At 70.1% G+C, this 22,047-nt stretch carries 21 protein-coding genes; 6 read left to right on the forward strand and 15 right to left on the reverse strand.

Annotation, left to right across the window (positions count from 1 at the left end; genetic code table 11):
- Window positions 1–151 precede the first annotated feature (151 nt).
- On the reverse strand, window positions 152–925 hold the full coding sequence (locus ACFU97_RS04715) for an isoprenyl transferase (RefSeq protein WP_384250829.1): 774 nt from the start codon (window positions 923–925) through the stop codon (window positions 152–154).
- A 722-nt stretch (window positions 926–1,647) separates the two neighbouring features.
- On the opposite strand from ACFU97_RS04715, the gene ACFU97_RS04720 reads away from it, so the two are divergent.
- Window positions 1,648–2,811, forward strand: coding sequence for a winged helix DNA-binding domain-containing protein (locus ACFU97_RS04720; RefSeq protein WP_384250831.1), 1,164 nt, complete (start codon window positions 1,648–1,650; stop codon window positions 2,809–2,811).
- A 243-nt stretch (window positions 2,812–3,054) separates the two neighbouring features.
- Here the strand turns inward: ACFU97_RS04720 and ACFU97_RS04725 are convergent, their stop codons facing one another.
- Complete coding sequence (locus ACFU97_RS04725; protein ID WP_384250833.1) at window positions 3,055–3,666, reverse strand: TetR/AcrR family transcriptional regulator; 612 nt, start codon at window positions 3,664–3,666, stop codon at window positions 3,055–3,057.
- Window positions 3,667–3,814: 148 nt separating this feature from the next.
- Between ACFU97_RS04725 and ACFU97_RS04730 the strand changes: the two genes are divergently transcribed.
- From ACFU97_RS04730 to ACFU97_RS04745, 4 genes are all read left to right on the forward strand, one after another.
- A complete protein-coding gene (locus ACFU97_RS04730; protein WP_384250836.1) occupies window positions 3,815–4,705 on the forward strand; it encodes an NmrA/HSCARG family protein in 891 nt (296 codons plus the stop codon).
- A 218-nt stretch (window positions 4,706–4,923) separates the two neighbouring features.
- Entirely contained in the window at window positions 4,924–6,021 is a 1,098-nt protein-coding gene (locus ACFU97_RS04735) for an NADH:flavin oxidoreductase (protein ID WP_384250838.1), read from the forward strand.
- 103 nt (window positions 6,022–6,124) lie between these two features.
- Complete coding sequence (locus tag ACFU97_RS04740) at window positions 6,125–6,685, forward strand: DoxX family protein (protein WP_384250841.1); 561 nt, start codon at window positions 6,125–6,127, stop codon at window positions 6,683–6,685.
- Between the two features lie 104 nt (window positions 6,686–6,789).
- The gene (locus ACFU97_RS04745; protein ID WP_384250843.1) at window positions 6,790–7,704 is read left to right on the forward strand and encodes an NADP-dependent oxidoreductase; all 915 of its coding nucleotides are present in this window, start codon (window positions 6,790–6,792) and stop codon (window positions 7,702–7,704) included.
- A 280-nt stretch (window positions 7,705–7,984) separates the two neighbouring features.
- On the opposite strand, the gene ACFU97_RS04750 is transcribed toward ACFU97_RS04745, so the two are convergent.
- The 4 genes from ACFU97_RS04750 to ACFU97_RS04765 all read right to left on the reverse strand — a co-directional run bounded on the left by ACFU97_RS04750 (window position 7,985) and on the right by ACFU97_RS04765 (window position 11,254).
- Window positions 7,985–8,776 carry a methyltransferase domain-containing protein gene (locus tag ACFU97_RS04750; RefSeq protein ID WP_384250845.1) on the reverse strand — a complete coding sequence of 264 codons (792 nt, stop codon included), beginning with the start codon at window positions 8,774–8,776 and terminating at the stop codon, window positions 7,985–7,987.
- A 96-nt stretch (window positions 8,777–8,872) separates the two neighbouring features.
- On the reverse strand, window positions 8,873–9,748 hold the full coding sequence (locus tag ACFU97_RS04755; protein WP_384250848.1) for an LLM class flavin-dependent oxidoreductase: 876 nt from the start codon (window positions 9,746–9,748) through the stop codon (window positions 8,873–8,875).
- A 42-nt stretch (window positions 9,749–9,790) separates the two neighbouring features.
- Entirely contained in the window at window positions 9,791–10,369 is a 579-nt protein-coding gene (locus ACFU97_RS04760; RefSeq protein ID WP_384250850.1) for a dihydrofolate reductase family protein, read from the reverse strand.
- 132 nt (window positions 10,370–10,501) lie between these two features.
- Complete coding sequence (locus ACFU97_RS04765; protein ID WP_384250853.1) at window positions 10,502–11,254, reverse strand: prepilin peptidase; 753 nt, start codon at window positions 11,252–11,254, stop codon at window positions 10,502–10,504.
- Between the two features lie 150 nt (window positions 11,255–11,404).
- Between ACFU97_RS04765 and ACFU97_RS04770 the strand changes: the two genes are divergently transcribed.
- Entirely contained in the window at window positions 11,405–11,779 is a 375-nt protein-coding gene (locus tag ACFU97_RS04770) for a DUF192 domain-containing protein (RefSeq protein WP_384250855.1), read from the forward strand.
- 27 nt (window positions 11,780–11,806) lie between these two features.
- Here the strand turns inward: ACFU97_RS04770 and ACFU97_RS04775 are convergent, their stop codons facing one another.
- The 9 genes from ACFU97_RS04775 to ACFU97_RS04815 form a co-directional block, all read right to left on the reverse strand.
- On the reverse strand, window positions 11,807–12,301 hold the full coding sequence (locus tag ACFU97_RS04775; RefSeq protein ID WP_384250858.1) for a hypothetical protein: 495 nt from the start codon (window positions 12,299–12,301) through the stop codon (window positions 11,807–11,809).
- A gap of 43 nt (window positions 12,302–12,344) precedes the next feature.
- Window positions 12,345–14,294, reverse strand: coding sequence for a Flp family type IVb pilin (locus ACFU97_RS04780; protein WP_384250860.1), 1,950 nt, complete (start codon window positions 14,292–14,294; stop codon window positions 12,345–12,347).
- A 169-nt stretch (window positions 14,295–14,463) separates the two neighbouring features.
- On the reverse strand, window positions 14,464–14,985 hold the full coding sequence (locus tag ACFU97_RS04785; protein ID WP_384250862.1) for a hypothetical protein: 522 nt from the start codon (window positions 14,983–14,985) through the stop codon (window positions 14,464–14,466).
- Window positions 14,982–15,710 (reverse strand): hypothetical protein, encoded by a 729-nt coding sequence (locus tag ACFU97_RS04790; RefSeq protein ID WP_384250865.1) that lies wholly within the window; start codon window positions 15,708–15,710, stop codon window positions 14,982–14,984. The genes ACFU97_RS04785 and ACFU97_RS04790 overlap by 4 nt, the downstream gene beginning before the upstream one ends.
- A 100-nt stretch (window positions 15,711–15,810) precedes the next feature.
- Window positions 15,811–18,102 (reverse strand): Tox-REase-5 domain-containing protein, encoded by a 2,292-nt coding sequence (locus ACFU97_RS04795; RefSeq protein ID WP_384250867.1) that lies wholly within the window; start codon window positions 18,100–18,102, stop codon window positions 15,811–15,813.
- 973 nt (window positions 18,103–19,075) lie between these two features.
- Complete coding sequence (locus ACFU97_RS04800; RefSeq protein WP_384250869.1) at window positions 19,076–19,639, reverse strand: hypothetical protein; 564 nt, start codon at window positions 19,637–19,639, stop codon at window positions 19,076–19,078.
- Window position 19,640: 1 nt separating this feature from the next.
- Window positions 19,641–20,306 (reverse strand): hypothetical protein, encoded by a 666-nt coding sequence (locus ACFU97_RS04805; RefSeq protein WP_384250871.1) that lies wholly within the window; start codon window positions 20,304–20,306, stop codon window positions 19,641–19,643.
- Window positions 20,303–21,709 (reverse strand): hypothetical protein, encoded by a 1,407-nt coding sequence (locus ACFU97_RS04810; RefSeq protein WP_384250874.1) that lies wholly within the window; start codon window positions 21,707–21,709, stop codon window positions 20,303–20,305. Before ACFU97_RS04810 ends, ACFU97_RS04805 begins: the two co-directional genes overlap by 4 nt.
- Window positions 21,706–22,023, reverse strand: a complete 318-nt coding sequence (locus tag ACFU97_RS04815) for a type VII secretion target (RefSeq protein WP_384250877.1) — start codon at window positions 22,021–22,023, stop codon at window positions 21,706–21,708. The genes ACFU97_RS04810 and ACFU97_RS04815 overlap by 4 nt, the downstream gene beginning before the upstream one ends.
- Between the last annotated feature and the right edge of the window lie 24 nt (window positions 22,024–22,047).

A 22,047-nucleotide genomic window follows, 5' to 3' on the forward strand; every position in this document is an offset into this window, starting at 1 on the left:
GTGTCGACCTGCTTGGCTTATGCCCTCGAACAAGCGTCACCATGCCGACATCTATGGCGGCGCGCTGGTGAACTCCTTGTTACTTCCGCCCCAAATGGGGTACTGCCGGCGCGCTCCGAGGCCGCCGATGCCAGGCGTGGCAAGGCCTGTGTCAGCCGCCGTAACGCCGGTGTCGCGCCGCGTAGTCACGCAGGGCGCGCAGGAAGTCGACCTTGCGGAAGGCCGGCCAGAAGACCTCACAGAAGTAGTACTCGGAGTGCGCCGTCTGCCACAGCATGAATCCGGACAGGCGCTGCTCGCCGCTGGTGCGGATCACCAGGTCGGGGTCGGGCTGGGCGCGGGTGTAGAGGTGCCGCCCGATCATGTCGACGTCGACGGCCTCGGCGAGGTCGTCCATCGAGGTGCCCTTGTCCTTGGCGTCGAGGAGCATGGAGCGCACCGCGTCGGCGATCTCCTGCCGCCCGCCGTAGCCGATCGCGACGTTGACCAGTATCCCGTCGACGTGGGCGGTGGTCTCCTCCGCCTCCTTCAGCGTGGTCTGCATCTGCGAGGGCAGCAGGTCGGGCGTGCCGACGTGGTGCACCCGCCAGCGGCCGTCCGCCGCGAGGGTCTTCACGACGTCCTCGATGATCCCGAGAAGCGGGCCGAGCTCGTCCTGCGGACGGTCGAAGTTGTCCGTCGACAGCAGCCAGAGCGTGACGACCTCGACGTCCGTCTCGCTGCACCAGCCGAGGAACTCCTCGATCTTCTCGGCGCCCGCCCGGTGACCGTGCACGGTGGTGGAACCCGAGGCCTTCGCCCAGCGACGGTTGCCGTCCATGATGACGCCGATGTGCTTGGGCACCTGAGCGTGGTCCAGGTGGCCCTCCACCCGGCGCGCATACAGCCTGACGAGCAGGCCGCGCAGCTTGTCGCGCAGGTTCACGTGTTTGTCAGCCCCTCCGTGCAGATGCGGTCCCCGCGGCTCGCAGCCTACCCCTGCGGGGCTGCGGCATGGGATGTGGGGTGCCGGGGTGGGGAGTTGGGGCCACGGGTTCACGGGAGGTCCCGTCCGCCGGCGGATGCGGGTGCGCGGGTGGCTCGCCGCGCGGCTCCCCGCGCCCCGGAAGCCCTCGCCCGTGCCCGCCGGGAACATAAAACGGGCCGGTCCGTGGGGGGGAGACGGACCGGCCCGAGGGGGGGTTTCCACCATAACCCTTCGTAAGGGCCGGTGGGTGCATCGGCGTGCCACAACTACTCTCCGGAATCGAACGGCGACGCGCCGGTGGCCGTCACGCGGCCGTCTTATGGCTGGTTCATGGCCGGATGCGGGCCGGTGCGCAGTTCGGTCGGCGGGCGGGGCGCTGTCCCCCAGGCGGGTGAACCGGGCCGCGGATCCGGGCTTGACGCGGGAAAGGGCACCGCGCAGCCCCCTCCACTGCGCGGTGCCGCCGCGCAGCTTTGCTCACGCGAATTACCTGCTCTTGAACTTACGTGACACTCGAGGGCGGAGGCGAGCCAACCTTGATAACAATGTGAAAACCGAGTCGGACCTGTGAATGTGCGAGTGCGACCCGCCCCTGATGCCGTAAATGTCCGGTCCGGTGGGGAGAAAGACATCACGGATGGCGGACGGGATCTGACCTCCATCCGGCCTACCGTCGCCTCATGACCCTGACGATCACATGGGACGAGGCGAGCGCACGGCGGCTGGAGCGGCAGTTCCTGGCCACGCCCGCGCGAAGCGGCACTCCGGTCGCCGACGTCGTCGGCGCGATGCTCGGCGCGCATGCGCAGGTGCTGTCCGCGGCGGAGCTGTCGGTGGGACTGCGGACCGCGGACGTGACACGGGCCGGGGTGCGCGCCGCGCTCTGGGGCGATGCCGCACCCGCGTCGCTGGTGAAGATGCACGGGCCGCGCGGGACGGTGCATCTGCTGCCCGCTCGTGAACTGCCCCTGTGGTGCTCGGCGTTGCCCGCGGTGCCGTCCGGGGCGGGGCCGTTCGCGCCGGACGTGCGGGTCACCGAGGAGCAGGCGCGGCAGATCGTTGCGGCGATCGGGGACGCGCTGGAGGGGGTGTGCCTGACGGTCGACGAGCTGAGCGAGGAGGTCGTCGCCCGCACCGGCCCCTGGGCCGGCGACCGCGTGATGCCCGCCTTCCAGGATCTGTGGCCGCGCTGGCGGCAGGTGATGCACCGGGCCGGCCAGTCCGGCGCCCTGTGCTCCGGCCCGAACCGCGGCCGCAAGGTCACGTACACGCGCCCGCCCCGCTTCACGCCGCTGCCGCCCGACGAGGCGGTGCGCGAGCTCCTGCTCCGCTACCTGCACGCGTACGGCCCGGCCACGCCGCAGAACTTCGCCAAGTGGCTGGCGGCGCCGGGCGGTTGGGCGACCACGCTGTTCCGGCGGCTGGCCGGGGCCGGGGAGATCGAGGAGGTCGCGTTCGAGGGGGAGCCGGGGTGCTGGATCGTGGCCGGTGACACGGAGTTCCCCGGGGACCGGGTCCGCGGGGTCCGTCTGCTGCCCTACTTCGACGCCTACGCCATCGCCGCGCAGCCCCGGGAGACGCTGTTCCCGGGCCCGGCCTACCGGCGGGCGCTGGCCGGCGGGCAGGCCGGGAACTTCCCGGTGCTGCTGGTGGACGGCGTGGTGGCGGGGGTGTGGCACCAGCGCCGCAGCGGCCGCCGTACGACGGTCACGGTGGAGCCCCTCGGACGGCTCACCGCGCGGCAGCACAAGGAGCTGTCCGGGCAGGTGGAGCGGCTGGGCGAAGTGCTCGAGGCGCAGCCGGAGTTGGTGATCGGCGAGGTGACGTCGGGACCGCACGCCTAGTCGACGGCCTCGTGGACACCGGTGTACCCCCGGACGACAACGACCGACGCCTCGACGCCCTCACCCCGCCCTGGGTGAGCCGGTGCCCGCCGGCGATGCCCGTATCTCGCTGGTCCTCGTCGGACCACGTACCGGGAGCGGCGAGGAGCCGAAGAGGCGGGCAGCCCTGGTGAGGCCGCGGGTGGACCCGGCAGAGCCTCGCCGTCGGTGACATCGCCGGCCCGCCGCCGGACGGGCGAGGTCTCAGGCGGTACGGAGCGGCTCGGCGGGCGTGGCCCGCCCGCAGTCGCACGGGCCGCGGCTGGCGAGCCCGTACATCGCGGTGGAGAGCAGGCGGGCGACCAGATCGGAAGGCTCCACCGAGCGTTCGGCCGCCCAGGCGAGCCCGAGGACGAGGGAGATGACCTCGGTCACGGTCACGTCGGGCCGGACCGAGCCGGTCTCCTGCGCGCGTTCCAGCAGCCGCCCTCCTGCGGAGCGCATCTCGGCGCAGGAGGCGTGAAGGCCCGATTCCTCGTCCGCCAGCGCATTCATGATCGACTCCGGCAGGCCCTGATAGGTGGCCGAGCCGGCCGCCAGTTCGGCAAGCCAGGTCAGCAGCGCCTCGCCGGGCGCGGGGGAGGAGACCAAGCTCTCGGCCCGGGTGCGCAGGGCGTCGAAGTTGGCGTCGAGAAGGGCTTCGAGCAGCGCTTCACGGGTGGGGAAGTGCCGGTAGAGCGTTCCGATGCCGACACCTGCGCGACGGGCTATGTCGCGCAGCGAGGCGTCGGTGCCGTGCTCGGCCACGGCCTCCCTCGCCGCGGCGAGCAGCAGCTCACGGTTCTTGCGGGCGTTGGCGCGAGACACCTGCGGCACGATCGACACCTCTTTCAAACCGGAGCGGTGCTCCGTTGACTGCCGGAGCGGTGCTCCGTAAGCTGGCGGAGCGGTGCTCCGGAAAGTCGGAGGCACCTCTGGCATTTTACCGGAGCGGCGCTCCGGGTGGTTACAGCACTGGAGAGTCATGCCCCCCACATCCAAGATCGCCCTCGTCACCGGTGCCACCGGCCGGCAGGGAGGCGCCACCGCCCGGCACCTGCTCGCCGGTGGATGGCGGGTACGGGCGCTGGTGCGCGACCCGGCCGGCTCGCCGGCGCAGGAGCTGGCCCGGCTAGGGGCCGAGCTGGTGCCCGGCGACATGGACGACCGAGGGTCCCTGGATGACGCCGTCCGCGGGGCGTACGGGGTCTTCAGCGTGCAGCCCTCCCTCATCCCGCCGGATTTCACCGAGAACGAGCTCCAGCGAGGGCTGAATGTCGCCGAGGCCGCGCACGAAGCGGGCGTCGAGCACCTCGTGTACGCCTCCGTGGGCAGCGCCGACCGGAACAGCGGCATCCCGCACTGGGACATCAAGTGGCAGGTCGAGCAGCGCATCCGTGCTCTGGGGATTCCCTCCACGATTCTCCGCCCGGTGATGTTCATGGAGAACCACGCCGATCCGGCGTACGGCCTCACCGGCGAGCACACGTTCATCGGGGCGATTCCATCCCGTGCCACCGTTCAGCTGATCGCCGTCGGCGACATCGGCGCCTTCGCCGCTCTCGCCTTCGGCGACCCCGGGCAGTACCTGGGCAAGGCGATCGAGCTGGCCGGTGACGAACTGACCCGCGACCAGATGATCGCCGCGATCAGCCGGGCGACCGGTCGCACGCTGCCGTTCTCCCCCGAACGCGAGGAGCCGGTCGCCCCGGTGGCCGCGGGCGACGCCGAGGGGACGTTCTCGTTCAGCGGCTGGCAGGCGGACATCCCGGCTCTGCGGGCGCAGCACCCGGCCCTGATGGACTTCGACACCTGGCTGGCCCGGGAAGGCACGTCCCTGATCGAGACGCTGCTCGACCGCGCGGAACAAGCGTGACCCCACGCCTCGGGTGGTGGCGCGCCCACGTCGCACCCGGGGCCCTCCAGGTCTTCAGTCCTTCGCCCGGGCTCTTTCCCGCCGAAGCGACTGTCCGAGTCGAGGCACGTCAAGACGCTCGCCACCCGGCGGACAGACCTGCCTGCCGCGCCCGTGTGCCGGCCCTCCGTTCCACCCCCGTACACGATCCATGCCGTACGCGCTCAAGGAGCAGCACTGTGTCATCCCCCGCAGCCCGGGCCCTGTCCCGGCCGTTCAGTCTGGGACGTCTGACCGTCCCCAACCGGATCGCCATGTCCCCGATGACCCGGTCCTTCTCTCCTGGAGGAGTCCCGGGCGAGAACGTCGCCGCCTACTACGCGCGCCGCGCCGCGGCCGGAGTGGGACTGATCATCACGGAAGGCACGTACGTCGGTCATCCGTCGGCCGGCGACGACGGCGCCGTGCCCCACTTCCACGGCGAGGAGCAGCTCGCAGGCTGGCGCAGGGTGGCCGACGCCGTGCACGCCGCCGGCGGACGCGTCGTGCCGCAGCTGTGGCACGTCGGCATGGTGCGAGAGCCGGGCAGGCCGCCGTTTCCCGACGCGCCCGCGATGGGACCGTCCGGCCTCACCCTGGCCGGCACGGAGGGAGGCGGCCGCGCCATGACCCGTGCGGACATCGACGACGTCATCGGCGCGTTCGCAAGGGCCGCCGCCGACGCCGAGCGGATCGGCTTCGACGGGATCGAGATACACGGGGCCCACGGATACCTCGTCGACCAGTTCCTGTGGTCGCACACCAACCGGCGCTCGGACCGCTACGGAGGCGACGCGGTGGAGCGCACACGGTTCGCCGCCGAAGTCGTGGAGGCCGTACGGGAGCGGGTCTCGTCGGACTTCCCGGTGATCTTCCGCTTCTCGCAGTGGAAGGCGAGCGACTACGACGCCCGGCTCGCCGACACCCCCGACGAGCTGCTGGCGGTGCTCGCTCCGCTGGCCGATGCCGGAGTCAGCGCCTTCCACGCCTCCACGCGGCGCTACTGGGAGCCGGCTTTCGACGGCTCCGACCTCAACCTCGCGGGCTGGGCCAAGAAGCTCACCGGCAAGGCGGCCATCACGGTCGGCTCGGTGGGCCTCGACGCCGACGTCATCCAGGGAAATGCCGGGCCGGCGGGGCTGGAACCGCTGGTCGAGCGCCTGGAGCGCGACGAGTTCGACCTTGTCGCGGTCGGCCGTGCGCTGCTGGCCGACCCGGAGTGGGCCAGGAAAGTCCTCGACGGCCGGGGCGACGGCTTCGTTCCGTTCACCCACGAAGCGGAGAAGACGCTCTTCTGAGCCGTCCGGCCCTTCCGCGTCTCTTCGCCGGCCTTGTGCCGCCCCTCGCCACGCCGGGTGGCGATCACACCACAACATGCCTTCCCCCGAAATGAGTTGACCCATGTCCGTTTCCCGCAGCAGCACGCTGGACCACTCCAGCTCCCTTACGTCGGCAGCCGACGAGCAGGGCGCTCCACCGCACGCCTACGACACCGGGCTGCTGCTGTTGCGCCTGGCCCTCGGTCTGACCATGGCGGGCCACGGCGCGCAGAAGCTGTTCGGCTGGTTCTCCGGCCCGGGCCTCGACGGCACGGGGACGTTCTTCACGTCAGTCGGCTATCCGGCAGGGAAGACCATGGCGGTCGTGGACGGGCTGAGCGAACTGCTCGGCGGTCTCGGCGTCGCTCTGGGCCTGCTGACCCCTCTCGCCGGGGCCGCGGTCGTCGGAGTCATGATCAACGCCATGGCCGTGAAGTGGGGCGGCGGCTTCTTCGTCCCCACGGGCGTCGAATACGAACTCACCCTTGCCGTGGCCGCGGCGGCGCTGGCGCTCACCGGACCCGGCCGGCTGGCGGTGGACCGCCACCTGCCCGGGGTACGGGCGCACCGCGTGGTCCACGGCCTCGCCGCGATAGCCCTCGGCGTGGTCGTGGCCGCGGTGGTCCTGCTGGTCCGCCACTGATCGCGACCTGCTCGCCGGCCCCACGGCCGAGCCACAGCGCGGCGTCTCCGGGTGCCGCCGCGCAGTCCCCCACCTCAGCACAACGACCTGAAAGAACAGCAGATATGCGCGCAATCATCGTCAACTGGTCAGCCGAAACAGACGGGTTCGCAGTGGAGCATCTCCCCGATCCCGAACCCGCCGCAGGGCAGGTCCGCATCAGGATGGTGGGGGCCGCGGTCAACCCGGCCGACCTTCATGTCCTGGGCGGCTGGGGCCGCGACACGACGGACGGCGCCCCCGAACGTCGTCTGGGGGTCGGTCTGGACGTGGCCGGCGTCGTCGACATGACCGGTCCCGACGTCCACGACCTGCCCGTCGGCACGCCCGTTGCGGCCCTGACCTTTCCTCACGCGCCGCACTCCGCCGCCGGAACAGCGGCCGAGTACGTGATCGTCCCGGCGGCGGACGTGGCGCCGGTGCCCGACGGCGTCGACCTGCTGGACGCGGCCACGGTCCCGCTCAACACCCTGACCGCAGACCAGCTCCTGGCCCGGCTCGGCCCCTCCCGTGGCAGGCGCCTGCTGGTCACGGGAGCCGCCGGCGGAGTCGGCGGGTACGCGGTCGCCCTCGCCGCACTCGCCGGCTGGTCCGTCACGGCTCTGGCGCGCCTGTCCGACGCCGAGTTCCTGACCCGGGCCGGGGCCGCGGAGACGATCGGCGGTCTGGAGGGAGTCACGGGCTTCGACGCCGTGCTGGACGGTGCGCTGCTGAACGACGCGGCCCTCCGGTGTGTCCGCGACCACGGAATGTATGCGGGTGTCTTCCCCGGCCTGGAGCCCCAGCCGGAACGTGGCATCACGATCACCAGCGGAGTGGTGGTCCCCGACGGCCGTCGGCTGCGCGACATGCTCGCTCTGACGGCCGAGGGAAAACTGGAGGCCCGTCGCGCCGGCACGGTGTCTTTGGAGAACGCCGCCCAGGCCTACCAGGCGCTCCGCGGCGGTGGACAGCGCGGCCGGTGGGTGCTGACGCCGTGACGTCCCGGAACGCGTGATCAGGCGCCGGGACTCCGTCGAGTCGGCTCGTCCGGAGTGCCGCCGACCGATCAGCGCGTCTCCGGTGCCGGCCATGCGCGCGGGCAGACACCTCGAGCGACCGGGCCCGGACGGGAGTGTGGTCGGCGGCGTGCGGGCGGCGGTCGCGCAGGACGACGGCACCGCCCGCCGGGCGGGGACGGGCCCGGGCGGCGGGGCGGTGCCTCCTCGGGCTCGGCCCATCCGTGGCCTCGCGCCAGGGCCATGTCCTTGCGCGACGGCCCTAGCGGTGGTGCGGTCTGCGGGCCTCGAAGAGGTGGCGGGTGCTGTGCGCGACGAAGGGTCCCTCGGTGACGATCCGGTCGTGCAGGGCACGGAGGCGGGCCTCGTACGCCTCGACCGTGAAGTCCGGGACCATCCAGATCACCTTGCGCAGGAAGTGGACGACGGCGGCGATGTCGTGGAACTCGATGCGGAGCCGCTCGGCGCGCAGGGTGACGACCTCCAGGCCGGCGGCCTCGGCGCCGGCCCGTTCGCGCCCGGGGTCGCGGACGGCGCTCTGCTCGGCCGGCAGCGGACCGAGGAAGTACTCGACGAGTTCGAACACGCTGCGGGGGCCCACGTGCTGCGCGAAGTACGTGCCGCCGGGCTCCAGGACGCGGGCGATCTCGGCCCAGTGCGGGGTGACCGGATGGCGGCTGGCGACCAGGTCGAAGGAGCCGTCCGCGAAGGGGAGCGCCGCGTCCTCGGGCGCGGCGACGACCACCGTGCCGCGGGGGCGGAGCAGGGCGGCGGCCTTGGCGACGTTCGGCGGCCACCCCTCGGTCGCGGCGGTGAGCGCCGGGGCCTTGGCGGCACGGCCGAGCGCGAAGTCCAGGACCTCTCCCCCGCCCGTCTGGACGTCCAGCGCGGCGGTGGCCCCGGAAAGCCGGCCTGCCAGGGAGGTGGCGTACCCCCACGAGGGGCGCTGTTCCGTGGCCCGGCCCTCGAACCAGGAGAAGTCCCAGCCGTCGGTGGGCACGGCGGCACCCTCGGCGACGAGGTCCTCGAAGCTGCGGGACTGGTTCAGAGGCATGGCGACATCGGTCCTGTCGGAGATCGGAGAACGGAGAACGGCAACGGAGAAGAGTGAGTGGCGAACAGGGCGGGTGACCGGGCGGCGGCGGGCCGGTCAGGGGACGAGGGGCCTGACCTCCTCCGCCACGAAGCGCACGAAGCCCTCGGGGTCGGGCTCGTCGCCCGTCGGCTGGAGGATCACCGTGTCGGCGCCGGCCTCGGCGAGGCGCCGCACGGCCTTGGCGACGGTGCCCGCGTCGCCGGCGACCCCGAGGTCGGGGGCGGGTTCGAGTCCTTCGCCGGCCTGCTCGGCGCGGAGCCGGGCGCCGGCGTCGGGGCCGCTGGTGGCGAGCAGGTAGACGACGACCTCGTGCGGATCGGCGGTCCGCCCGGCCGACTCGCGCCCCTCGTCGATGAGCCGGCGGGCCCGGCGTACGCCGTCCACCGTGGTGGAAGCCGTGAGGACGGTGCCGTCCGCCGCCTCGCCCGACAGGCGCAGCGAACGCGGTCCGGTGGCCCCGGCGAAGACGGGCACGGGAGCGGGCGGCGGCCAGTCGAGGCCGACGTCGTCGAGGCGGACGTAGCGTCCGCTCGTGGTGAGGCGCTCGCCGCTCAGCAGGGTGCGCAGGGCGAGGAGGTGCTCGCGCAGCAGGGTCAGCGGGGACTCGGCGCGCGCCCCGACCTGCCCCATCCACGCCTGTACGCCGTGCCCGACGCCGACGATCGCGCGCCCGGGGAACATCCGGTGCAGGGTGGCGGTCTCCATGGCGGTCACGGCGACGTTCCGCAGCGGCACGGGCAGCAGGCCGACGCCGATCCGTACCCGTTCGGTCCAGGCGAGGGCGGCCGCGGCGGCCGAGATCCCGCCCTCCAGGAAGCAGTCCTCCCACAGCCAGAGCTCTTCGAGCCCGGCCTCGTCGGCGGCACGGGCGACGGCGCGCAGTCGCTCGGGGGGCAGTTGGGGGCGGAACACGGCACCGAGTCCAGTCATGCGTTCCTTCCTACCCGCGCCGAAACCGGCCGGACAACTGCTTTACCAGGCGGCGCCGACGGCGTTCGGCACGTAGTGCAGGAACTCCACGCCGTTGCCGAAGGAGCGGCTCTCGGCGAGCCGGAGCGACGCGGTGAAGTCGGCCTGCGGGAAGAGCCGGGTGCCGTGGCCGACAAGGACCGGGTGGACGTAGATCCGGTACTCGTCGACGAGCCCGAGCCGCAGGAACTCCGCGGCGACCCCCGCCCCGCCGAGCCCGAGGTCGCCGTGCGCCCGCTCCTTGAGCGCCCTGACCTCCTCGGGGACGACGTCCCGTACGACGGTCGCGTTCCAGTCGGCGCCCAGCAGGGTCCGCGAGTACACGACCTTCGGGATGTGCCGCCAGATCCCGGCGAACTCGGCGGTCACGGCGGAGACGTTCGGGTCCATGTCCGCGGTGGGCCAGTAGCGGGCCATCAGCTCGTAGGTCCGGCGGCCGGTCAGCAGGGCGCCGAACTGCCGGATGGTGCCGTTGAAGTGCTGGTGGATCTCCGCGTCGACGCAGTGCCAGGAGATGTCGTGACCGGGGCCCTCGACGAAGCCGTCCAGGGAGATGTTCATCATCAGCACGATCTTCGGCATCTCTCACCCAGCAGTCGTCCGTCCGAACCGGTCGCCGCTCACCGTATCCAGAGCGGGCGGAAATCGATCAGGAGGAGCTACGGAGGTATCAGAAGGCGATGCGAAGACAATCGGGAGGCGATGCGGAGGCGGTCAGCGTGCCGCGAACGCGCCCAGCAGCAGGCCCGTGAACGCCCCGCCCGTCATGAACGGCCCCAGCGGAATCGCCGACTTGCGGCCCGCCCGGCGCAGCACGACCATCCCGAGCCCGTACACCGCGCCGTAGAGCAGCCCCATGAAGGCACCGCTCAGGAGGATCCCCCAGCCGTACCAGCCGAGGGCCGCGCCCAGTGCGAGCGCCAGCTTCACGTCGCCGAAACCCATGCCGGAAGGATTGATGAGGAAGAGGACGAGATAGGCGCCGCCCAGCGCCAGGCCGCCGAGCAGGGAGGTGGACCAGGAGCCGGCGGCGGCCGGCAGGAGCGCGGCGACGCCGAGCAGGACGGCGGTCGCGGCGGCCAGCGGCAGGGTCAGCACGTCGGGGAGGCGGTGGACCCGGTGGTCGACGAGCGTCAGCAGGACGGCCACCGGGGTGAGCAGGGCCCAGACCGCCGTCTCCGGGTGCGGGCCGCCCGCCGCGGCGAGCGCGGCGCAGACGAGGGCGGTCGCCGCGGAGACGATGCGCGTGCTCGGGCCGTACGTCCCGCACGGGCCGGCCCGCTCCACGGTCGCGCAGCTGGCCCGGCCCACCCAGCCGCCGCAAGGCCCCGTGATCAGGTGCCCGGCGGGGCAGCTCGCGCTCCAGGGCTCGCCCGCCTCGACCGAGAAACGGTGCGCCGCACGCGGCAGCGCGAGGCCCGCCCCCGCTCCCCACACGGCAGCCACGACGATCAGGAGTACGCCCACGGCGGGACCCTATGGCGGCGGGGGCGGGTTCGGCATGGGTCCGTGGGCCCATGTAGGGCCCAGTGGTGTGCGGATACGTTCGGTTCTCGCGGTTCTCCGGCGCGCGGGGTCCTCCCGTGTACGGCGGCGACAACGGAAGGGAGCCTCGGTATGGGGCGGCGTTGGCAGGACGGGAAGGGCACGCTGATGGTGCGGGGGGACGGTGGACTCGGCGCACATCCGGTGCGGTTGGAGATCGCCACGTCCTACCGGGCCCGTACGAAGGGGCTGCTCGGCCGGGACTCGGTCGACGGGGCGATCCTGCTCTCCCCCGCCAACAGCATCCACACCTTCCGCATGCGCATCCCCATCGACGTCGCCTATCTGGACCGCGACCTCAACGTCATCGCCGTACGCACGATGAAGCCCTGGCGGCTGGGACTGCCGCGGCCCCGCTCCCGTCACGTGTTGGAGGCGGAGGCCGGGGCGATGGCGGGGTGGGGGCTGCGGGCGGGGGCGCGGGTGGAGGTCACGGGCGAGGCGTGAGGTGAACGTGCACCGGGTCGGCGTCCGCTAGTGGTCCTTCTCCCAGCGCCGCATGTCCTCCGCGTTGCCGATCCTGATGCCGAAGGTCCAGGTCGGGTCGAGGAACAGCCAGTGACGGGACTCGAGTTCGAGGGCGAGGCACTTCAGGACGCCCCCGGCCGGGTCCGAGCCGGGGTCCGTGTACGTGCGCACGTCCGTACACCGCAGCCGCGCCCAGCCGTCCCCGAACAGCTGTTCCCCCCAGGAGGCGTGGGCGACCTCGTCGTCCGTCTCCTCCTCCACGGTCTCGAAGAACTCGACCCCGCCGAGCGAGACGTCCTCCACGAGACGCACCGCCAACTGGTCGTACTGCCCGACCGATTCGAGCCGCAGCACCCCCTCGTCGAGCACCACGTGCACCACGAGCGGCTGCGGCCGGAACACGGGGACGGGCAGCTCGTCCCGGTCGATGAGACCGGGCACGAGAACGTCCGTCACGTGACGCCGCCGCAGGACGTCCTCGATGCGGTTCCACGCGGTCACTGCCTGCTCCTGTCCCTCGGCCTCGGTCCGATTGGACCACGGGTCACTCGGCCTTCTTGGTGATTTCGATCGAGGTGTCCAGCCCCTCGCCGGACTTCAGCGCGGTCCAGAACTCGCCGTTCTCACGCAGCACGATGGTCACGCCGTTGCCGCGGTAGATGAGACCCTCCGGCTCGCCCTTCTTCAGCGTGCCCTTGCCGACCAGCTTGAACGTGCCGTTCTTGATGTTGGCCTCGATGTCCTGCAGGAACCGCGGCCCGTCCTCCTTGAGCTTCTTGTACTTCGTGCCGAGCGCGTCCTCGACCAGCTTCTTGTGGCGCAGGAAGTGGTCCTTGAACTTCTTCGGGTCGCCCTGCTGGACGGTCGGCTTCTTCGCCGCCTCGATCTCTTCCTTGGTCATCCGGCCGGCCGCGCCGTCGGCCTCGTCGGCCTGCTTGCGCGCCTCCTCGGCCTCCTTCTTGGCGTCCTCGTCGCAGCCGTCGTCGGCGAGGACGACGTACGGGGAGCCGCCGGCGGCCAGGACCGTGGTGCCGGTGCCGGAGGAGCCGGTGAACGTGCCGCCGTCCGCCGGGGCGGTGCCGTCGTAGGGGATGCGGCGGCTCGGGGCGGAGATGGTGCAGCCGGACTTCCTGGCCTTCTTCTCCGCCTCCTCCGCGGCGTCGTCGGCCTCCTTGGCCGCCCTCTCCGCGCCGGCCACGTCACCGGCCTTGGCCGCCTTCTTGGCGTCCTCGGCCGCCTTGCCGGCCTTCTCCGCGAGCTTGCCCAGTTTGCCGAGCTTGCCGAGGACGCCGATCTTCTCGACGACCTTTCCGGCGTCGTATCCCGGGATGAAGAGCGAGCCGATGTTCCAGACGACGGTGGTGACGGCGCGGGTCTTGTTGCCGCTGTTCCACTGGTCGGCGACGTCCTTGCCGATGAACATGTCGTAGAGGACCGTGCCGCCCGTCTTCAGCGACGCGCCGCCCCAGTCGGTGAGGGCGCCGAGGTAGTCGCCCTTGGACCACATGTCGGCGGCGCCCTTGGAGTTCTCCACCCAGTCGTGGCCGAGCTGCTTGCCGTAGTCACCGAGGCCGCTGAGCGTGTCGAGGGGGTGCCGGAACATGTCGTAGATCCCGGTCACGTCGCCCCAGACGCCGTCGACGAAGAGGCCCTGGCCGACCTGCTTGACCTGGTTGCCGGCGCAGCCGAAGAAGGCGCCGAAGCCGGAGAAGCAGCCGTCGTCCTTCTTGTCGTCCTTCTTGTCGTCCTTCTTGTCGTCCTGCTTCTTGTCGTCCTGCTTCTTGTCGTCCTGCTTGCCTGCCGGATCGTCGGCGGGATTGTCGGCGGGGTTCTGGGCTCCGGGGGCGTCGGTCTTGCGGCCGGGGTCGGCGGTGCCCTTCCCGTTCCCGTTCCCCGCCGTGACGTCCGTACCGCCGCCCGACGGGGCCGGGCAGGCCATGCCGGTGACCTTGCAGACCTGCGCCTGGATGCCGCCGGAAATCTGGGTCCCGAGCCCGCTGACCACCAGGGCCGTGACGATCGCGGCGACGATGGCGACCAGACCGGCGTACTCGACCGCGGTCTGCCCGTCGTCCCGGCGCCAGCGGATCATGCGGGCCAGGGAGAAGGGGCGGCGCTCGGCGCGCTCCAGTCCGGGAACGTCGTACCAGCGACGGCTCTCCGGGCGCAGCAGGAAGCACAGGACGAGGATCGGCAGCACGAGCTGCGTTCCGCCGCGGGCCGATCCCGCGACGAGGTTGGCCGCGCCGCTCAGGATCAGCCACACCTGTACGGCGATCAGACCGCGCCGTACCGCGACCCCGCCCTCCCAGCTCCGCCGGGCCAGCCACCAGCCCAGGGTGCCGGGTACGGCCCCGTAGACGAGCAGCGCGAGGACGCCGCCGCCGAGTGCGCCGGCCGACGTCGCCGTGAACAGCAGACCGAGGCCGCCGACGATCGTCATGCCGAACAGGACGTGCACGAGAACCAGCGCGGAGGCGAGCGGTGTGGGCATGGGCCGGCGCCGGCCGTGTCCTCCCGGCCACCCGGCCCCCGACTCCGGCACTCCCCCGATCGACGCCATGACCGCCCCCCCTCGACTGGCTACTCGGCCGAGGTTAGGAAGAGGCGGTCTGCCCGAGATGGGCCCGTGGACCCAAATCCACGCCCAAAGGACCGAAGGGTTACGGCAGTCCGCCGTCGGGGCCGGTCACGGCCGCGAAGAGGACCACCGGTTCCTCCTTGTCCTCGTGGCCGACGCTCGCGGCGACGACGCGGTCGCCGGCGCGCCAGTGGAGGAGGTCACCGAACCAGCCCTGGCGGACGAGTTCGCGGAGGAGGGGCGGGAGGCCGCTCTCGCCCACACCGCCCTTATCGCCCTCATCGCCCTCGTCGTCGGGGTCCAGGAAGGCGTAGTCCTCCATGGACAGTTGCCCGTGCGGGCCCCAACGGGCGTCGAGGGCGGTCGCGAGGTCCTCGAGCTCCGCGTGGAACTCCTCGCTGACACGCATGAGTTCGGCCCAGTCGTCGTCCGGGTCGGCGGAGGAGAAGTCCCGGCTCTCGTGCAGCCTCAGCAGGTGGAAGCCCTCTTCGGGGAGGGGGCGGGCGAGGTGCTCGGCGATCGCGGCGACGTATGTGGAGGTGGAGAACTGATCCTGGGCGCGCGGCGGGGTGGGCGTCGGGGTGGCCTTCGGGGCGTCGTTCACAGCGTCGGCCTGGTGGCGGGGAGCGGCAGGGGCTCCAGGGCGCCGCACTCCATGAGGGCCTTCTGCGCGGCGAGCACCGTCTCCGTGCTGGGCGTGGCGCCCGGGGTGTCCGCGAGGTCGAGGACCAGTCCGCCGTGGTCCGTCGGGAGGCGGCGGGCGGGGAAGTCGGCGGGGACGCGGGCGGCGCGGCCGGCGGAGAGGTGGACGGACCAGCCGGCGCTCGGGTCGGTGTTCTGCAGGCCGTAGGACTCCTGCACGGCGTCCGACAGGTCCCAGTCGAAGACGAGACCGCAGTCCGCGTCCCACACTCCGCCGAGCACGGCAAGCGTCTCGGCGTAGTGGTCCGACAGCGGTGACCGGGGGGACGTCGGGGCGCGGAAGAGTTCGAGGGTCGCCGTGAAGGGCGTGTACTCGTCCGTTCCGCCGGCGATCACCTGGGCCCGTACGTGGCTGCCGTCCTGCTGGGTGGCGACGACGTGGCCGGTGTAGCCGAGGATGTCGAGGTCGTCCTGGGTGTTGGCGTCCCGCAGGTCCGTGGCGAAGGCGTCGGGGTCCGTCGGCACCGGGGCTCCCGGGCCCGCGTCCTCCTCCCAGCGCCACTCGGCCAGGGCGCCCTGGGACAGGTCTGTCAGCCGCCGCAAGGTCTCGAGCCAGCGCGCGGCGAGCGCCTCCGGCGACTCGGGACGGGGGCCCCAGGCCACGTTCACGACCACTTCGTTCGGCATCCGGGCTACTCCGCTCCTACGTCTGTGTATCGGGGTGCTAGGTCTGGGTTCCGGCGACTGTGTGTCGGGGTCTGTGTGTCGGCGTCTGTGTGTCGGGGTCCTACTTCTGCACGGGGGTGTATTTGACGACCACGTTCACGCGGGCCTGGCGGAAGGCGCGCTGGGCGGCCTTGGCGGCCTTCTCGTTGGAGAAGTTCCACTCGACCGGCTTCCCGTTCGCCGCCCGCAACTGGCGCCGCGCCTGCTCGATGAACTTGTCGGCCTGCTTCTTGACCAGGGTGCCGTCCGGCGCGACCTGCTTGCCGTAGCCGAACTTCGCCTCGACGTAAGTCTGCCGTGCCGAGTCCCAGCCGTCGAAGTCGACGGCCCGGCCGGTCTGCGGATCCTTGACCGAGTACTCCTTGCCGCGCTTCACCTTGGAGATCTGTTCCTGGTAGCGCATCCAGCGCTCCTGCGTCGGCCAGTACGCCACCGACTTCTTGGCCTTCCAGGCGCCGTCGCCCGCGTCCTTGAAGCCCGCGCGCGGGTTCTTCAGGTCCTTGTACCAGGACGGCTTCTTCCACTTGGCGACCAGCTTGCGGCCGGCCTCCTTCTGCGCCGCCTTCTCCGCCTCCGCGGCCGCGTCGGCCTGCTTGCGCGCCTCCTCTGCCGCCTTCTTGGCGTCCTCGTCGCAGCCGCCTTCGGCGAGGACGACGTACGGGGAGCCGCCGGCGGCGAGGACGGTGGTGCCGGTGCCGGAGGAGCCGGTGAACGTGGTCCCGTCGGCAGGGGCGGTGCCGTCCTGATCGTGGTCGTGGCCGTGGCCGTGGTCGGAGCCGTGGTCGTAGGCGTAGGGGATGCGGCGGCCGGGGGCGGAGATGGTGCAGCCGGTCTCCCGGGCCTTCTTCTCCGCCTCGTCGGCCGCGCGGTCGGCGTCCTTCGCCGCCTTCTCCGCCGCCTCGGCGTCGCCGACCTTGGCGGCCTTCTTGGCGTCCTCCGCCGCCTTGCCCGCCTTCTCGGCCAACTTACCCAGCCTGCCGAGCTTTCCGAGCTTGCCCAGCTTGCCGATCTTCTCGCCGACCTTGGCCTCGCCGTAGCCGGGGATGAAGAGGGAACCGACGTTCCAGATGACCGTGGTGACGGCGCGGGTCTTGTTGCCGCTGTACCACTGGTCGCGGACGTCGTCCCCGATGAACATGTCGTCGAGGATCTTGCCGCCCGAGTTCACGGTGGCGCCGCCCCAGTCGGTCAGGGCGTCCCAGTAGTGCCCCTCGGACCACTTCCTGCCGGCGTCCTTGGAGTCCTGCGACCACTGGTCGGCGATCGAACTGCCGTAGTCCTTCAAGCCCTTCAGGGTGTCCAGGGGATGCCGGACGATGTCGTAGACCCCCTTGACGTCACCCCACACCCCGTCGACGAACAACCCCTGGCCGACCTGCTTGACCTGGTTCCCGGCACATCCGAAGAAGGCCCCGACCCCGGAGAAGCACCCCCCGTCGTCGTCCTTCTTCTCCTGGTCCTCGGCAGCCTTCTGATCGTCCTCCCACCCGGGTTCACCGTCGGCGGCGGCGTCCTTGTCGTCGTCCGTCTCGTCCACGGCGGTGTCGTCCGTGGGGGCGGTGGGGTGGGAGTCGGCGGACGGTTGCCGGTCCTGCGGCCGGCCGTTCTGTTGTTGCCCGTTCCCCTTCTGGCCGTTCTGTTGCTGACCGTTCTGTTGCCGGCCCTCTTGCTGAGGGTTGTCAGGGTTCTTCTGCTGGGAGCCATCGCCTTGCTGGGGATTCTTTTGCTGAGGGCTGCCGGCGTTGCCGTTCCCGGCCCGGACATCCGTACCGTCGCCGGAAGGGGCGGGGCACGCGGTGCCGGTGACCTTGCAGACCTGGGCCTGGATGCCGCCGTAGATCTGTGTGCCGAGCCCGCTGACCAGGAGGGCGACGACGATGGCGGCGACGACGGCGATCAGGCCGGCGTACTCGACCGCGGTCTGGCCCTCGTCCCGACGCCAGCGGATCATCCGCGCCAGGGAGAACGGCCGCCGCTCGGGCCGCTCGTGGCCGGGCAGCCGATACCAGGCGCGGCTGTCCGGCCGGGCCAGGAACAACAGGACGAGGACGGGCAGGAAGAGCTGGGCGAACCCCTTGGGCGAGCCGTGAAGAATGTTGCCGACCGAGGAGAGGACCAGCCAGATCTGCACGGCGACCAGCCCGCCCCAGACCCGGCCCCCGCCCTCCCGACTCCGCCGGGCCAGCCACCATCCGAGGGTGCCGGGTGCGGCCGCGTAGACGAGCAGCGCGAGCATTCCGCCGTCGAGGGCGTCGGCCGAGGCCGCGGTGAGCAGCAGACCGATTCCGCCGAAGACCGTCGCGGCGAACAGCACGTGCACGAGCACGAGGGCGAACGACAGGGAGCTGGGCATGACGGCCCGCCGCCCACCACCCACCCCGAACACCGGGACTCCCCCACCTACGGCCATGCCTCCGCCCCCTCAACCCCCGCGGCGGAGAGCCGAGTTCACCCACCTCCGGGCGACGTCACGCCAACCCCGCGCCAGCAACGCACGACAGGCTCCGACGGTAGGGACGGACAGCTTGGGCAGCATGGGCCTGCGGACCCAAATCGGTACCCAATCAGGAGAGGGGCTGAAAGAGCTGTTCCTTGACCTTGGCGCGGTCAGGAGGCCAACCGTCTGTGCCGAGTGAGATTCAAAGCACAGAGTTCAACGGCAAGATGCGAATCAGGTTGGTCCACGCACCGGGTCAAACTCGCTACGGACTGGATTGGGCGTTGTAGAGATCGATCGCCAGACCTGAGCGGCTTGGCTCGGGGACCTATGCCGGTTGGTAAGCAGGCCGTCGAGAGGAGATCCTCTCGCGAGCCAGCCCCAACCGCAGTCGCCGAAGCCCGAGTTCGTCCCGATCCCTGTTTAGGCCCCACTCGTGGCACCCATCCAGATCGCTGTCGATCTTCGAGCGACCGGCTTCCCCGGCAGGCTGATCGGATACGGGTACCGGCCGATGAGCGAGCTCCACTGCTTCGCGGCAATCGGTGAGCGGGGGCTGGTTGCCATCGCTATGAGTGGCCAGTTCGGACGCATCGCCGTCGACATGGCCACTGGTCACATAGTGCAGATCCCCATCATCGGGTCAGCGAACCACTCATCACGTCATCAACGACCTCAGCTTCACCATCGACGAGACCGCTCTCGCACCCAACGGGTCTGGGAGACCTTCTGCGACGACGTGGCAATGGGGGCTACGTAAACTGGGAAACGTGATCCGCGCCAACCATCCTGCGCGCACCTCACCCCTCAGGAGCTACGAATAAGTCGCGGGCCACTGTCAAGCAAACCGCCTCGAAATAACCGAATCAAGTTCAGCACTTCTCAGGGGTCATTCCGCCTTGCGACTCAGATTCTGATAGATCACGAAGAGACGCTGCGGGCCCGGAACCGCGATTACACCTGCGGAACGAGGATCTCCCGCGAGCCAGATCTCCTTCGCTTGAGCAGTCTTCTTGGTGGTGAACCCTCGACCAAGGCGTCGCCTCCACCATGCGGACCGAACATGGCCATGCAAGATCACCGGCACTTTCTCACCCGCTTGCTCAGGATTGGGAAAGCTCAACCAGACGTCTCCCATTCCGGCACCGGGAATCTCACCGATACCGCTTTCGGGGGCGTCGAACACCTGCCATGGGTGCTCCCGTAGGAGACGGCGCGTTCGAAGAGCCGAAGTGACGTATGCGGGCTGGAGGAAGGTTCGATAGAACGAGTAGAGCAACGGGAGGAAGAAGAACCAAAGCGTCCAGACAGGCAGACTCACGTGCCACGCGAGGAGCGCAACCCACGCCACTGGCCACAAGAGCTGCCCGAGAAGCGCGCATACGAACAACTGCGTCCAGGCGCGCCGCGTAGCTGGGTCGTCCCACGCCGTGGAGTGGCGGATGGCAGCCATGTCATTCCTCATCTGGTGCGTCCGAAAGCGGGTTGTCGAAGCTGATCGAGCGGGCGATGTCCCGAAGAACCGTACGGTATTGATCCGCGCGCTCGACTCCCGTGGTGGCCAACGTCAGGATCGCGATCCGCATCCCATCCGGACACGGGACATACGCAGCAATCTGCAGCAACTCCTGCTGACCGAGGGGTCCCTCAATGGATATTTTCAAGTGATTTACTACGATTGAGGCTGGCCCACAGGGAAGGTCGAGAGTCTCGATCTGATCGGCCCCACTGCCCACAGCTGCGCGGGCCGCGGTGACGCTGCGTGGAGCCCAAGCGGTCGCACGCCAGGCAAGATTGAAGACGGAAAGCAACGGGCGTCCGTCACCCTGATCGTCCGAGTGCAATCCAAGTGAGCAGTGAATGCTGCCGCTCGCCACTGCCGCCTGAGCCATGCGCTGGAGGGGAGCGAAGTCCGTCAACAGTCGTTGCCGAGTCTCGGCGTCGCGGACCCCGTCCAACAGCGGACCCAGGACAGCCCCCGGCCCTGCCTCCTCTGGACTGCTAGCCGTCGCGGCCAGTTCAACGAGCGGAAGAGCCACGAAGCCGGCGGGCAGCGCGAACCAGATATCCGCGTCGCGACTACGCGCCGACGCGTCGATGACATAGGGAACGTCGCTCATGACGCTGCCCTCGCCCCGACAACGAAGAAGTGAAGGGCTCCAAGGGTTGCAGGCAGGTCCACGGCTGCGGTCCTTGGCCCATCCAGACCACTGGTGATGACGGAGGCGGTGTCATTGTCCAGACTGTCCCAAACACTACCCGCCAAACCGTACAACGCAGTGCCAGCGCCCAGGATGGTGGCCGGCTTGTCGACCGCTTCCACAATGGGACCCAATCGACCTCCGAACACCTTTTCATGAGCCAAGATGTTTACGGCTCCTTCAGCGTTGACGGCCTGAGTCTTGATGGAAGTTCCGAGGGAAGTTCCGAATGTCTTGCCCACCCTGGCAATCTTCTGCCCCAGGGTCAATACCTCATCAGCCTCACCAGTCGCCCGCGATGCAGCTGTGATGAGTTCCGGCGCTTTCATGGCACCTTTAGCCACCGCCCCCAATGCCGGCAGCGTTCCAAGAAAGTCGCCCGCAACCCCTAGGGCGTTACTCCAGAAGTCGGCGTCGAGCTCGCCGTGGAAACCGTCAGCCAACGACGCCCGGACCTCCGGATCACTGATCCGCAAGCCAAAGGCAGCTCCACTCAGTAGACCGGCCGCCAAGAACAGCGCCCAGGGAGCGATCGCGGTGAGCCCCAACAATGCGATGACGCCGAGCACCGCTGCACACGCGCTGAGGATGTCGGGCAGGTTGTCTTCCAGCCAGTCCACGACCTTGTCGAACACGCCCGGTTCGTGCGGCGCCAACTTCTCCGTTGCGTCGCGGATCTTGTCGGCTCGGTGGTGTGCCTTCTCCTCGTGCTCCTCGGCCAGCTTCTTCGCCTTGCCGATGATCTTGTCGAGGTCGGCCTGCGCCTCCTCCACGGCCGTGTTGGCATGGATCAGTGATTTGTGCGCGGCGCTTTGACGAGATCCCTTTTTGTCGAGATCAGGGTCGTTCTTGGCTGTGGACTGGCGTCCCTTCGCGGAGTCCAGAACGGCCTGCGCATCCTTCGCGGCGCTCTCCAGGCCCCTGGCGCGGCGCTGGAAGTCGTCCAGTTCGCCATTCCAACGGTCAAGCTGGCGAGCTGCCTTACGGATGGAATGTGCGGCATTCTTCAGGTTCAGCGGCAGTGGACCGTCTTCCAATTGCCCTCGAAAAGCGACAGCCGCGTCACCTTTCCAATAGCTTCCCTCCAGCAGCTTGGTCACCAAGCTGTGCGTGTCTTCCAGCACCTTGGCACACGTCGAAAGCTTCTTGTGCAGGTCGCGGACGGCGTCCGTGTCCCCCGGCACCGGGTTGAAGCCGAGGTGAGGGTAGTCCGGGTTGGGGATCCTTGGAGCAGACTTCAGGCCCTGGGGCTTACTGAGATCTGCATGGGCTCGGGCATCGGGAGCAGCGCCTGTCTGCTCAATACCGGGGGTGTACGTCACTTCGAACCCCCGGCATGACCCTTCTCAGCCTTCTTCAGTGCTTGCTCAAGCGCCTTGTCCACCTCTTGGTAGCTGTCCTTACTCTTTCCGATGATCTCGGCAAGGTCATCAGTCTGCTCGCCGATCTGCTCGGTGCCGTACTTCCAGTCCTTCTGGAACTCTTCGCACGCGGAGTCGAGATCGTCAGTTCCGAGCCCGGTCACGGTCGCATCGCTCAGGGCCTTGCGCAGCCCGTTGAGCGATGTGCTCGACTTCTTGAGCAGCTTCATGAAATGCGCGAGTTCGTCACCATCGACCGACAGTCGCTCCGCCATATACGCTCCTCTCTCCCCGCGTTC

Source organism: Streptomyces sp. NPDC057616, from assembly GCF_042800575.1.
Classification (GTDB): Bacteria; Actinomycetota; Actinomycetes; order Streptomycetales; family Streptomycetaceae; genus Streptomyces.

Bases quoted from the DNA above. Each gene is read 5' to 3' on its own strand.
- ACFU97_RS04795 (WP_384250867.1), bottom strand. From the start codon at position 18,102: ATGCCCAGCTCCCTGTCGTTCGCCCTCGTGCTCGTGCACGTGCTGTTC.
- ACFU97_RS04760 (WP_384250850.1), bottom strand. From the start codon at position 10,369: ATGCCGAAGATCGTGCTGATGATGAACATCTCCCTGGACGGCTTCGTC.
- ACFU97_RS04770 (WP_384250855.1), top strand. From the start codon at position 11,405: ATGGGGCGGCGTTGGCAGGACGGGAAGGGCACGCTGATGGTGCGGGGG.
- ACFU97_RS04805 (WP_384250871.1), bottom strand. From the start codon at position 20,306: ATGAGCGACGTTCCCTATGTCATCGACGCGTCGGCGCGTAGTCGCGAC.
- ACFU97_RS04755 (WP_384250848.1), bottom strand. From the start codon at position 9,748: ATGACTGGACTCGGTGCCGTGTTCCGCCCCCAACTGCCCCCCGAGCGA.
- ACFU97_RS04790 (WP_384250865.1), bottom strand. From the start codon at position 15,710: ATGCCGAACGAAGTGGTCGTGAACGTGGCCTGGGGCCCCCGTCCCGAG.
- ACFU97_RS04730 (WP_384250836.1), top strand. From the start codon at position 3,815: ATGCCCCCCACATCCAAGATCGCCCTCGTCACCGGTGCCACCGGCCGG.
- ACFU97_RS04750 (WP_384250845.1), bottom strand. From the start codon at position 8,776: ATGCCTCTGAACCAGTCCCGCAGCTTCGAGGACCTCGTCGCCGAGGGT.
- ACFU97_RS04745 (WP_384250843.1), top strand. From the start codon at position 6,790: ATGCGCGCAATCATCGTCAACTGGTCAGCCGAAACAGACGGGTTCGCA.
- ACFU97_RS04780 (WP_384250860.1), bottom strand. From the start codon at position 14,294: ATGCCCACACCGCTCGCCTCCGCGCTGGTTCTCGTGCACGTCCTGTTC.
- ACFU97_RS04720 (WP_384250831.1), top strand. From the start codon at position 1,648: ATGACCCTGACGATCACATGGGACGAGGCGAGCGCACGGCGGCTGGAG.
- ACFU97_RS04815 (WP_384250877.1), bottom strand. From the start codon at position 22,023: ATGGCGGAGCGACTGTCGGTCGATGGTGACGAACTCGCGCATTTCATG.
- ACFU97_RS04740 (WP_384250841.1), top strand. From the start codon at position 6,125: ATGTCCGTTTCCCGCAGCAGCACGCTGGACCACTCCAGCTCCCTTACG.
- ACFU97_RS04800 (WP_384250869.1), bottom strand. From the start codon at position 19,639: ATGGCTGCCATCCGCCACTCCACGGCGTGGGACGACCCAGCTACGCGG.